Consider the following 11,128-nt stretch of genomic DNA (forward strand, 5'->3'; position numbering starts at 1 on the left):
CTTGCCTCAGCGGTGCCGGTGGTCGCGCACGATGATGACGGGCGGCGGCATGTAGAGCGCGTCGCGGCTCGCCTGCCGCAGCGCATAACGCCGGTCGAGGTCGATGCGCTGCAGGCATTCCGCAAAGGCATCCGTGCGGGGGCGGAAGCCGTAGGAGACGCAGCGGTCCTCATCGGCCGCGCGCATTTCCTCTGCCGTCTGGCAGCCGGCGATGACGACGGCGATGGCCGCAAGGGCGGCGAGCTTTGGAAACATCGTGGACATGCGGCCTCCGGCGGTCTGTTGACCCCATGGAGATAGGCTTGCCCGGGCGCTGCGGCAAGCCCTCAGATGCGTTCGAGCACGTCGATGAAGGCGTCGGCGAAGCGCTTGAGGTCCTTCGTCGAATCGTCGGGACTCTCGACCCGGATCGCGGCGCCTTCCGCATCGAGCAGGGCGAACACCACTTCGAGCGATCCCGCGTCTCCCTTCGGCACGCGTAGCGCCGCGATCCGCAGGCAATCCTCCGCAAGGCCGGAGGCGGGCAGCTCGAAGAGGAAATCCCCGCCCACCTGGCCGGCGGCGCTGCGCACGGCCTCGGTGAAGGTTTCCGCATCGCCGGTGAAGCCGTCGAGCGAAAGTTCCAGTTCCAGAAGCTCCAGGGGGAGGGCGGGCTCGCCAGCATTGGTGGCGACAGGTGTGTCGGCGGCTGTCTGCGTCGGCAACATCGTCAGGCTCCTAGCGCAATTCCAGCGAAGCGGCCCTGCCGCCGGAACTGCATCGAATGAAATTCCCCCGTTCGTGAAAACTCGTTAACGAGCGTGGCAAATTTGCGGCACGCAAGGATATTTGCCGCGCGAGGCCGGAAAGTCACAGCCACGATGCCGCAGCGGAGCGGTGGAAAATCCCGCCCTGTTGCGCTAGGAAAAGAGCGCGGCAGCGGCGCCGCGAGCATCCGGTGAGGCCATGGCGATCACGATCCAGTATGAACGGCCCGTTTCCCACGCGGCGCACTGGGCCCGGCGTCTGGCGCTGTTTTCCTGCATGCTCTTCGTCGCCGTCGTACTGTCGCATCGCTTCGGCCCGCTCACCACGCCGCATTTCCTGGCGCTCGCCGGCTTTGCCTGCGCCATGGCGGCGGTCGCCGTTCTGCTGGCCGCCTTCGGCCTTGCGCGCCTCTGGCAGGTCGGCGCGCGGGGCGGCAAGGCATCGCTCGTCGCGCTGCTTTTTTCGCTGCTGCCGCTCGGCGTCGCGGGCGCGGCCGGCTATTCCTATTTCTACAAACCGGCGCTCTTCGACGTGACGACCGATACCGCCGCGCCTCCGCCATGGCTCGCCGTGCCGTCCGCCGAACAGGACTGGCTGCCGCGCGCCGGCGCCGTGACGCCGCGCGACCGCGAGATCCAGCTCGAAGCCTATCCCGCTCTTTCCGGCCGGCGCTACGAAGGCGCGCTCGACCGCGTCTATCAGGGCGTGCGCAAGGTCGCAGCCGCCTATGGCATCACCATCACCGCGGAAGACGGGCTCGACAATATTCTCGCCGATCTCGAGGACCTGGTGGTCGATCCGAGCAAGGCGGCGCAAAACTCCGACGCCCTTGGCGAAGTGCCCATTCCCGAAGCCCGCCCGCTGGAAACGCCCATCAAGCCGCATATCGGCGGCGCTGGCGACGTGCTCCTGCAGGGGGAGTGGCGCTCGCCCGTCTTCGGCTTCCGCTTCGATGTGGTGATCCGCCTGCGCGAGGAAGCGGAGACGACGCTGGTCGACATGCGCGCTGCCTCCCGCTACGGCCCGCACGACCTCGGCATCGGGGCGGATCTGGTGGAAGGCTACCTCAAGGCGCTAGATGCCGAATTGCTGGGCATCGCCGGCGACTAGCGCCTGCCGTGTGACGCATGTTCAAAGGCCGGGAGCGGGGAAATAGAGCCCCTTCAGCGAAGGCGGCCCCTCCGTCACCACCTCGCCGCGCGCGACGAGATCCTCCAGATGCGCCAGCACCGAAAGCGCCGCCGCCCCGTGCAGCCGCGGATCGGTCTCGCGGTAGATGACCTTCACCATGTCGGCGATCAGCCGGTCGCCCGCGCGGATGCGCTCGCGCACCGCCCGCTCGCGCATACGCCGGTGGGTGCGCAGCCCGCGAAGGAAGGAGGCCGGCTCCGTCACCGGCCCGCCATGGCCGGGAAAATAGATGCGGTCGTCCCGCTCCAGCAGCCGCTCCAGGGAGACCATGTAGTCCACCATCGCGCCGTCGGGCGGGGCGACGATGGTCGTCGCCCAGGCCATGACATGATCGGCGGAAAAGACGATGCCGTCCGGCCCGTCGAGCGCGAAGGCGGCATGGTTGGCCGTGTGGCCGGGGGTCAGCAGCGCCGTCAGCGCCCAGCCGTCGCCCTCGACGGTCTCGCCGTGGCCGAGCGCGATGTCCGGCGAAAAATCCGTGTCCGCGCTTTCGGCGAAGGGATTGCGTTCGCCGGCATGGAGCGGCCGGGCGGCGCGGTGCGGCCCTTCGGCGACGATGAGCGCGCCTGTCTCCGCCTTCAGCCGCCGGGCGAGGGGAGAGTGGTCGCGGTGCGTGTGGCTGACGGCGATATGCGTCACCTCGCGGCCGGCAAGCGCCTGCATCAGCGCACGGAAATGCGCCTCGTCCTCCGGGCCGGGATCGATCACCGCCACGGAACGGTCGCCGACGATATAGCTGTTGGTACCATGGAAGGTGAAAGGGCTGGGATTGTTGACGGTGAGGCGCTGCACACGCGGCGCGACCGGCACCGCCTCGCCATAGGCCGGCCTGAAGGCTAGATCGAAATGCGGCGCTTCGTCCTTCCCGTCGCTCGCTTTACCCGTCACTTGTATTCGATCTCGATGAAGCTCATCGGCTTGTCGCCGCCATTGACGACATTGTGCGCCACGCCCGCCTCGCGGCGATAGACGGCACCGGTCCTGGTGTGGACGCGCCGCTCGCCGGTCTCCTCCTCGATGAGGAAATCGCAATCCGTCATCGGCACCACGACATAGCCGAGCCCGTGCACATGATGGCCGGTATCGGCGCCCGGCTCGAAATCCCAGCGCGTGACGCGCACCACCGCGTCGTCGAGAAGAACGGTGGGCACGGCCGGCGGGCGGGCGCGGAACTGGGACATGGCGGCTCCTCGGGAAGACGGCGGCAGAGGCTTTGGCTTGCAGCCGGGCGGACGATCTTTCCGCCGGAGCCTATCGCCGCAGCACCGGCCTGCCAAGCGGCAAGCCCGCCGAAATCGGCGTCCACCGCTTCAGAATAATCGCGCAAAATCGGAACTTAAGCATTGTCCGCGCCCTCCCGCTTTGCTATCAGGCTCCCGCCGTGTTGGGGCGTCGCCAAGCGGTAAGGCACCGGTTTTTGGTACCGGCATTCCCAGGTTCGAATCCTGGCGCCCCAGCCAGTCCTTCCTTATTTCAAGTCAAATCCCGGTTCTCCAGCACTTCCGAGTTAGCTGGGAATCGAATTCGGGGCACTGTCGTACAGGCTTGTCTTACACGACTGCCGTACACAGCTGTCTTACGGGAAGGCGAACAAGATCCTGCTCACCCTTTCAGAAAGGGTTCAGCATGACGGCAATTCAGCACGTCTTCAAACGCGGTTCGGTCTACTGGTGGCGGCGGCGTTTACCGAATAGAACCGGTGCTCGTGCTTGGATGCGGCTCGAATTGAGCCTGCACACCAAGGAGATGGAGCTGGCAAGGAGAATCGCGCCCGAGGTTGCGCTCGCCAGTGATTGTCTTTTGCCAGCCTTGAAGAGCAAGATGATTTCCCCCGAAGACGCCAAGAGGATACTGATTCAGGTTGCGACGAAGCACAGCCATTATCTCGACGCCATAACGTCCGGCCGTGACGCCCAGAAATCCCGCAGAAGCGAGACCGTGTCGGCATGGGCCATTCGGCTCTATGCGGCCCAAGGGGAGAATGCTGCCATCGGTCCGATCGAGGAGCGCGCGTTGTACGCGGCCGGTCTGGACAACAGCATGATCGACGAGGTCAGGAATTGCCTTGAATTCCACAGGACATCCGGCTTCGCCCGCCCCGGCAGACAGAAACTCGAAGGTATCTTGAAGCAGTACAACATCCCACTTGTCGACGGTCATTTCCGGGAGGCAGAATCAATCTACATGCGCGGTATGGCGGCAGCGCTCCTTAACACGGAGCGGCGTTGGTCTGGGGTGCGGGAAGACGATCTTGCACTTGTGCAGGCCGCGCTGTCCGCTCAGGTCGTGCTACCGACCGCGATAGCCGCGACGGCGCCCTATGCACGGCCGGTCCCAGAGGAATTTCCGCTGGCTGCGCAGACTCCGGCCATAGCCTGTCCGATGGCCTGGCAACCCGGCGGGACTACAGCCGCCCAGCCTGCCGCGACACAAGAAGTTGAGGGAGATGATACCGACGGTGCCGACCTCGAAGAGGAGATGTTCGATACGGAAGGCCGTGGCCTTGTCGAACTTGTGACAAGGGCAGCGGGTGAGCGGCTGGCATCGGGCGACTGGAACGACAAGACCTGCAAGCAGCATATCGCCCTTGCAAATCTTTTCGTCCGATTCATGGGACATGATGATCCTCGAAGAATGCGGCAGTCGCACATCGCCGATTTCAAGAGTATTTTCTACAAAATGCCGAAGCACTACGGGAAATCTCCGAAGGATTTCGATTGTAGCGTCGCTGAAATCCTGAAGCGCGCGGAGAATTTGTCCGCCGATGAAAGAGGATTTTCCACCAGCACAATCAACAGACACATGACGCAGATGGGAAATATTGTCGACGTCTGCAAGCATGCAGGTTACCCCTTCGGTCACTATGAAGGTGTTGCAGGACTGCGATCGAAGAGGAAGGGAGACGTTCGCGACGAGCGAGGCCGGTTCAGCACTGATGAACTCTCGGCTTTATTTAGTCTTCCTATCTGGAACGGCTCGGCAAGCGAGAGCGAACGACTGGATAACGGTGAGACTGTTTTCCATGATGCGGCCTATTGGTTGCCGCTTATGGCGGTTTATAACGGCGCGCGGCGTGAGGAGAATTGCGGGCTTTTGCTTAGTGAAATTGACGACGATGGTGAATTGCCGTGTTTTCGCATCGAAAACAACTGGATTCGCAAGTTGAAGAATCCCCAATCAAAGCGCCGTACCCCGATTCACGCGGAACTTGTTCGATTGGGCTTTCTCGAATATGTGGCCGCGCTGCGTAGCTCTGGCCACAAACTGCTGTTTCCGGAATTGCGAGCGGCGAATAGTGCAACGCCGATGGGAGACGTCTTCGACGACAACTGGCAGAAAATGCGTGCCGCTGCGCTGTCAAACGCCAAGGAGGAGGGGAAGGTGTTTCATTCCCTGCGACATTGGTGCAACAACGAAATGAAGCAGGGGGGTATTCGGCCTGAAATAAGGAAAGACATCCTCGGTCATTCGAACGATGACGTGAACGAAGGTCGCTACACAGATCCTGCACGATTGAGGGTTATGGCGCAGGCACTGTCCGTAGTTCCCGTACCGAGCGCCAAGCTGTTGCCTCATCCAATCAGGTTGATCAAGCAGGTCGTCAATCACGAGAAACGCCTCGGGCGGTCGAAGAAGTCGGACTCGTGATCGTCTTGCGGCAGGAGCGGATGCTCTGCGGGCGAATTTGGGTCTCGATGCGCCAGTTGAGATGAAAGACGTCCGACGCGGAAATAATTGCCGGATCGTGACTGCTGGCGATTGAAAAATCAATCAATGATTGCATTTTGAGGGGTGCGACGGGGATGCATTTATGGTGCGTCAACTTGTCGCAGTTTTGGCATTTTGAAGCGAATCCGCACTTCGGAAAACTCAATAAAATCAATAAAAGATATTTGTAATCAATAGCTTATGTGTGTCGTCGATTTGACAGGTGGACCTCATGGAACGATCATGGAGGTACAGCAAACGTGCTGGATAACCGAAAGGATCACATATGAGTACAATCATCAAGTTGAAGGGTCACAACCAGAAGAAGGGGAAGGGAAAGCCAGTTGCCGCGGCTTCGGCGACCGTCGGCGAACAAGACAACGCGCTCCGGCGCGCGTTGGAGAAGATCGTTGCGCTGAACCGGGATTCTACCCATCACGCCTTCGAGCTCGGCGCCTGCTTTGCCGAAATCAAGGCGCTCGTCCCGGAACGGGGCTTCGGCAGGTGCCTCAAGGTCTTCACGGACTATACCGTCCGTTCCGCCTGGAACTACATCTCGGTCCATGAGCGGCTCGGGGACTATCGGGACGCTCTGCTGAAGCATGCGATTCTGCCGACGGTGATGTTCGAGCTGGCCAAGGGCGAGCCCGCGCAGATCGAGGCGGTCATCGCGCAGATGGAGAGCGGCGAGCGCATCAAGGTCAAGGACGTCAGGGAGATGCTCGGCACGAAGCCGAAGCGCAAGAGCGATGCTGCCATCCTCAATGCAGGAGGTCCGGCCGGTCTTCGCAAGGTCGCGGAGTGGAAGATCGATCGGGATGCCGTTCAGTTCGGCCAACTGATGTCGGCGGTGCTCGATCAGGTTGAGAAGGCGCTGGAGCCGCTTGCTCGCGGGCGCGCCGTCCGGAAGGGCGCGCTTCAGGACAAGATCGTTCATGACTGCCGGCACGCGCACGATCTCGTCAACAGCATCGCCGCGCCGCTCCAGCCTCAAATGATCAAAAGCGACAACTGGCGGCCGGCCAGGCTTCCGGAAGGGACCGTCTGGCGCGAGGTCCAGATGCTGCTTCACCGTATGGGCGGGGTCGAGTCCTGGCCGGCCCGCGACGACTTCGTTCCCTGGCTTCAGAATGAAGTCGTGCCGCTGCTGCGCTTCGTCGTCCACGGCGAGCCGTTGCCTGGCGAGGTCGAAGACGTCGATGAAGAAGCCACCGTTGAACAGGTTGAGCGTCGGGCAGCCTGATACCGTGCTCGCCTGCAAATCCAAAGGCCCCCGCGATCGTGCGGGGCCTTTTTGCGTTTGGGGGCAGGTTTATGCGGTGGGAGCAGTATGCTTCCCGGATGTGTCGTCTTGCGTCGCCGCGGCCGACGCGGTCCACTCGCTGACGAGGATCGGGAAACTCGCGCCGGTCGCCGGACACCAGACAACCCCCCTCGGCAGGTCGAGTGCGATAATGGCGCGTTCGCTGAGGCCCTCAGGAGCGGTGATCCTTCTGGTGAACGCGGCGAGGGTCTTGTGTGCCGATGCGCCATCCGCGCCGTTGTCGAAGCTCATGGTGTATCCCTCACCCGAGCCCAGGCCGTCGCAGGGGAAAATCCTGTAGCGGTATCGATAGCTTCGCATAGTGCCGTTGCGGCCGATTTTGTGGGTGACATAGGGCTCGAAATCCTTCGGGTCGCGGTCGCCGGCATGCCACCGGCCGATGACGACGATCTGCCGATGGCGGATGAGATCGCGTTCGGCCGCCCGCCGAATCTCCGCCTCGAAAGCCGCCGCCTTCATAGCCAGCGGGTGTTCCGCCGATACAGGTTCTCCGTTCAGGAAGGTATGCAGGGTATCAGGCGTTACGACGATTGCGGCATCCTCGCCCGGCAGCAGCAGTTTGCCTCGATAGGAAAGCTTGCTTTTCGCCCTGGCCTTCAGCGCGTCATCGAATACGTTCGGGAAGTCGGGTGTATCCAGTGTCAGCATCTATTGAACCGCAAGCGCCCGCTCTATCACCCCAGCAAGCGCGCCATCGCCGTACATGCCTTCTAAGTCTGCTGAGGAGACCCGCGGCATTCCGGGATTGCGTCGACGAATGTGGCAGCTGTCTTCAAGAATGGTCCGCCCGAACGGCAGATATTCCACTTTGATGCGGTAGCCGTCCACATAGTCGAACCTGTAGCCCTTATCGGAACTTATTTCTCCTCCATGTTTGTATGCCGCCCTTTGCAGCTCCTCCTCTATGAGGGCGTAAGCGCTTTCGTCCCTTCGCCCTGAAGCATCTCTCGAACCGAACCGGCGCGGGCCCGCCAAGGCAAGAAGTTCCATGAGAAGACGAAGCTCGAAACCGGGCGGCTGGGCCTCGTCAATCCAGATGTAGACGACATCCTCGTCGCAATATTCGTTATGATGATGCTCGATGATCATATTCCATGTCTTCCATGGTTGTCCGGGTTCGTTGTTGCCGGATAGCCGGTCGCGAGAAGGATTGCATTGCCGATCATCTGAGGGATGAACGGCGCGACGGCGTTGCCGATGGCGCGTATTCTGGCCATCATACCCGATCGCATCGAGTGCAGAGAGCAGGCGTTCCAGTCCGCGAGAGCGAATTTGGGAGATGTTTTCCAGAATGACGAGTCGTGGAGCGAGTTCTTCCGCAAGGCGGATGACCTCCCGCCAGAGCCCCGTCCTTGATCCGTCAATGCCTTCGCCGCGACCGGCGATGCTGACGTCCTGGCGGGGAAAGCCGGCGCAGATGACGTCGACCGCGATGCCGTCGTGTTTGAGAATGTCGGCGTTGAGCGTTCGAACGTCATGATAGATGGGCGCTTCCGGCCAATGCTTTGATAGAATGCGGCGTTGGAATTCTGCGATCCCGCAGAAGGCGACGGTCCTGAACCCGCCCGTGCGCTCCAGCCCGAGACTGAAACCGCCAATTCCACTGAACAGGTCGAGAACACGCAGACTGGTCATGCGGGCTCCCGCTTGCGCGCCTTCCTGTCCTTCCAGCCCGTAAAGCGGTTCCACTCCGCGACAAGGATCGGAAACTCGGGAACTTGCGGCGGACACCACACGACACCGAGCGGCAGGTTGAACAGCCCGATCAGCATCTCGTGCAGATGGGGATATGTCGTGGTCGCCTCGCTGAAAGAGACAAGCGTTCGGCGTGCGAGCGTCCCGCTCATCGTCCGGTTGAGGTTCACGACGCAATGGACCTTCGGCCAAGCGTCGTCGCGCGGAAAAATCTGATAGTCATACTGACGGCTTTGCGTGGAGCCGTCATGCTCGGTCCTGTTAAGGAGATAGGGCTCGAACACACTCTTGTCCTGGCCGTCGCCGCTCCACCGGCCGACAATGGCGATCTTGCGGCAGAAGAGGCTGAGGTCGCCAGCCATTTCGCTTCGGATTTTCTCCTCGTGCCTGGTCGCCAACGCCATCAGCGGATGACCGGCCGGCGCGGGCTTTCCATCGAGAAGGATACTGAGAGCGTCCGGCGTGACAATGATCGCCGCATCCTCGCCCGGAGCGAGGAGCTTGCCCTGATATTCGATCTTCCGCTTCTTGCTGCTCTCGCATGCCTTCTCGAATTGCGCCGGGAAGTCTGGTGTCTTTAGTATCATCTCGTAGCTACTCCGTACTTGTTGCTATAAGAAAATGAGAACTGCAAAAATCACCAAGCACAACCCCTATTATGACTATTTTTATATTATATCGAAGGAGCGAGGCCGAATCCTTTATTTTCAGGGTATGAGAGTGCCGCTAATTTCTGGACTGCCGGCCGTTTGGAAGGGGAGGCGAAAAAAATCAATGTTGACAATTGTTTTGCTATTGACAGGCTCGAATTCCTGCCGAACCATTGGTGTTGCAGCGTGTGGTTTCCGAACCAAAAGGATTGAAGTTTCCGAGTGCAGTATCGCGTAAACAGAGAAAAATTGGAATAAGATGGAGAACCTCGCAGTAAGTCTCCAGCGAAAGCGAAGAAACGGCCGGCGAGCAAGGTGGAGGCTCAGCGGGCGAAGGATTTGCAGGCGATCGGTGATTATTTCAATCGGGCTCTTGGTCTGGTCTGATCGAATGTCGGCAGACGAGGTGTGGTCGCGCCGCCTGGCCGGTCTTCTCTCACGAGGGTGCGAGAAGGATGCGCTAGGGGCATGCTCTAGCGTTCCGAAGGCGACCCGCGTTCGGCATTAACCATACCGGAGCTCTATCTGTTCCGGATGTGTTCCGCCGGCTTGCCGGAAGGGAATCTCCGGGCTATGCCAGTCTGGTCTGTGGAAACTGAAACCTCTGCAGACACTTAGCGGCCCCCGAGGATGTTGGCGCATCCGCCGAGGGCCTGACCAGAAACCTTCTGTTGAAAGGCTACCGGCTATGTCGACCCTTAAATGCTTCGCTTCCCGGGTGGAAGCTTCTTCTCCCCGTTCTCCTGTCGAGAACCGCCGCTCCGTGTCGATGTCGCGCGGCCGCGGCTGATCGCAACCGATCGTCCGTTCTGCGAAGTCCGATGCGGAAATCGTTTCCGCATCCGTGGACCTGTGTCCGCCGTTCGCAGGGCTGGTGATCCCGATCCTTCGACAGGAGAGATATGATGGACCTGAACACAGATAATGGCATGCCGACGCCAATCTATCCCCACACGGCCGATCTCGCGGTCCTGCTGCCGTCCCTTGAGGCTCTCGTCGACGAGATCGTCGCGACGGGTCTGTCGCGCAATGCCCTTAGTCGGGCGCTCGATGCGGGCATGATCGAGGTGACCGCCGTGCTACGCGCCGTGCCGGCCGCCGAGGGCAAGCTGCTGGAGCGCGGCATCGCCTTGGTTGCCGGCCGCAATCCCGATCTCGTCGTGCTGACGCAGAACCTGCGCCTGCCGGTCACGAAGGCCGCCAGCGAACTCGTCGAGATGAACGATCCGGCATTGTACCGCTCGCTCAGTCTCGATGCCGATAGCGGCGGGCGCAAGACTTACACGCCTGATCTGCTGATCCTGAACCGCAGGACCGAGGTCGCGCATCTAGTCGACGTAAAGAGAAGCCTCGGCTCGTACGAGTTGTCTCGCATCGCCGAACTGAAAAGCAGGATGCTGGCGGCGGCACTGGTCGTTCCCGACTTGCTCTATAAAGAGCATCGCAGGCTGCGGGCGAAAGAGGTCCGGGTGGTCGTCCTCAATGCGGAAAACCAGCGCGCCGATATCGACGGCGGTGTCTGGCCGCTCTCGCATCTCGATCATCTTCTTGAGGTTACCGGAGCCGGCGAGGCCATGGCGCATCTGCGCGAGCTTTTCCAGCGCCGGGTCGAGGAGAACTGGTCGGCGGCGCTGGCCAGCTGTCGGCAGGTTACTTCTGCCGGCAATGCCCGGAAAGCGTCGACGCTTCATTGCGATGGCGACGACGTCTGCGGAACAGAGACTCGGGGCCGGCCGCGGCTTCCCGTCGCGATAGGCTTTGCGCGCGCGCCGCGGGCCGCCAGCCCGTAGCTGCCCGGACCACACCTTCTTCC

The 11,128-nt window shown here is 61.4% G+C and carries 11 protein-coding genes and 1 tRNA gene; 5 read left to right on the top strand and 7 right to left on the bottom strand.

Annotated elements, in window-relative coordinates:
• Positions 1-6 precede the first annotated feature (6 nt).
• Together ACZ48C_RS24815 and ACZ48C_RS24820 are read right to left on the bottom strand one after the other, a co-directional pair.
• A complete protein-coding gene (locus tag ACZ48C_RS24815) occupies positions 7-264 on the bottom strand; it encodes a hypothetical protein (RefSeq protein ID WP_245424701.1) in 258 nt (85 codons plus the stop codon).
• A 62-nt stretch (positions 265-326) separates the two neighbouring features.
• The gene (locus tag ACZ48C_RS24820) at positions 327-707 is read right to left on the bottom strand and encodes a hypothetical protein (RefSeq protein ID WP_313192290.1); all 381 of its coding nucleotides are present in this window, start codon (positions 705-707) and stop codon (positions 327-329) included.
• Positions 708-951: 244 nt separating this feature from the next.
• Between ACZ48C_RS24820 and ACZ48C_RS24825 the strand changes: the two genes are divergently transcribed.
• Positions 952-1,857, top strand: coding sequence for a DUF1499 domain-containing protein (locus ACZ48C_RS24825; protein WP_464783945.1), 906 nt, complete (start codon positions 952-954; stop codon positions 1,855-1,857).
• 21 nt (positions 1,858-1,878) lie between these two features.
• Here the strand turns inward: ACZ48C_RS24825 and ACZ48C_RS24830 are convergent, their stop codons facing one another.
• Positions 1,879-2,826 (bottom strand): MBL fold metallo-hydrolase, encoded by a 948-nt coding sequence (locus ACZ48C_RS24830; protein WP_464783314.1) that lies wholly within the window; start codon positions 2,824-2,826, stop codon positions 1,879-1,881.
• Positions 2,823-3,119 (bottom strand): cupin domain-containing protein, encoded by a 297-nt coding sequence (locus ACZ48C_RS24835; RefSeq protein ID WP_318913663.1) that lies wholly within the window; start codon positions 3,117-3,119, stop codon positions 2,823-2,825. Before ACZ48C_RS24835 ends, ACZ48C_RS24830 begins: the two co-directional genes overlap by 4 nt.
• 204 nt (positions 3,120-3,323) lie before the next feature.
• Between ACZ48C_RS24835 and ACZ48C_RS24840 the strand changes: the two genes are divergently transcribed.
• The 3 genes from ACZ48C_RS24840 (at position 3,324) to ACZ48C_RS24850 (ending at position 6,889) form a co-directional block, all read left to right on the top strand.
• A tRNA-Gln gene (locus ACZ48C_RS24840) sits at positions 3,324-3,398 on the top strand.
• Between the two features lie 166 nt (positions 3,399-3,564).
• Complete coding sequence (locus ACZ48C_RS24845) at positions 3,565-5,586, top strand: hypothetical protein (RefSeq protein WP_464783315.1); 2,022 nt, start codon at positions 3,565-3,567, stop codon at positions 5,584-5,586.
• Between the two features lie 346 nt (positions 5,587-5,932).
• Positions 5,933-6,889 carry a hypothetical protein gene (locus tag ACZ48C_RS24850; protein WP_464783316.1) on the top strand — a complete coding sequence of 319 codons (957 nt, stop codon included), beginning with the start codon at positions 5,933-5,935 and terminating at the stop codon, positions 6,887-6,889.
• A gap of 69 nt (positions 6,890-6,958) precedes the next feature.
• On the opposite strand, the gene ACZ48C_RS24855 is transcribed toward ACZ48C_RS24850, so the two are convergent.
• From ACZ48C_RS24855 to ACZ48C_RS24865, 3 genes are read right to left on the bottom strand one after another with little or no spacing between them, the layout of a single operon-like run.
• Positions 6,959-7,618, bottom strand: coding sequence for a hypothetical protein (locus ACZ48C_RS24855; RefSeq protein WP_464783317.1), 660 nt, complete (start codon positions 7,616-7,618; stop codon positions 6,959-6,961).
• Positions 7,619-8,605, bottom strand: a complete 987-nt coding sequence (locus tag ACZ48C_RS24860; RefSeq protein ID WP_464783318.1) for a DNA cytosine methyltransferase — start codon at positions 8,603-8,605, stop codon at positions 7,619-7,621.
• Positions 8,602-9,252, bottom strand: coding sequence for a hypothetical protein (locus tag ACZ48C_RS24865; RefSeq protein ID WP_464783319.1), 651 nt, complete (start codon positions 9,250-9,252; stop codon positions 8,602-8,604). Before ACZ48C_RS24865 ends, ACZ48C_RS24860 begins: the two co-directional genes overlap by 4 nt.
• Positions 9,253-10,217: 965 nt before the next feature.
• Between ACZ48C_RS24865 and ACZ48C_RS24870 the strand changes: the two genes are divergently transcribed.
• Positions 10,218-11,105 (top strand): hypothetical protein, encoded by an 888-nt coding sequence (locus ACZ48C_RS24870; RefSeq protein WP_464783320.1) that lies wholly within the window; start codon positions 10,218-10,220, stop codon positions 11,103-11,105.
• The last annotated feature ends 23 nt before the right edge of the window (positions 11,106-11,128 follow it).

Source organism: Shinella sp. 1A1 (assembly GCF_055379515.1).

Excerpts from the sequence above, each read along its gene's own strand:
- ACZ48C_RS24815 (WP_245424701.1), bottom strand. The coding sequence starts at position 264 with ATGTCCACGATGTTTCCAAAGCTCGCCGCCCTTGCGGCCATCGCCGTC.
- ACZ48C_RS24820 (WP_313192290.1), bottom strand. The coding sequence starts at position 707 with ATGTTGCCGACGCAGACAGCCGCCGACACACCTGTCGCCACCAATGCT.
- ACZ48C_RS24835 (WP_318913663.1), bottom strand. The coding sequence starts at position 3,119 with ATGTCCCAGTTCCGCGCCCGCCCGCCGGCCGTGCCCACCGTTCTTCTC.
- ACZ48C_RS24845 (WP_464783315.1), top strand. The coding sequence starts at position 3,565 with ATGACGGCAATTCAGCACGTCTTCAAACGCGGTTCGGTCTACTGGTGG.
- ACZ48C_RS24850 (WP_464783316.1), top strand. The coding sequence starts at position 5,933 with ATGAGTACAATCATCAAGTTGAAGGGTCACAACCAGAAGAAGGGGAAG.
- ACZ48C_RS24855 (WP_464783317.1), bottom strand. The coding sequence starts at position 7,618 with ATGCTGACACTGGATACACCCGACTTCCCGAACGTATTCGATGACGCG.
- ACZ48C_RS24860 (WP_464783318.1), bottom strand. The coding sequence starts at position 8,605 with ATGACCAGTCTGCGTGTTCTCGACCTGTTCAGTGGAATTGGCGGTTTC.
- ACZ48C_RS24865 (WP_464783319.1), bottom strand. The coding sequence starts at position 9,252 with ATGATACTAAAGACACCAGACTTCCCGGCGCAATTCGAGAAGGCATGC.
- ACZ48C_RS24870 (WP_464783320.1), top strand. The coding sequence starts at position 10,218 with ATGATGGACCTGAACACAGATAATGGCATGCCGACGCCAATCTATCCC.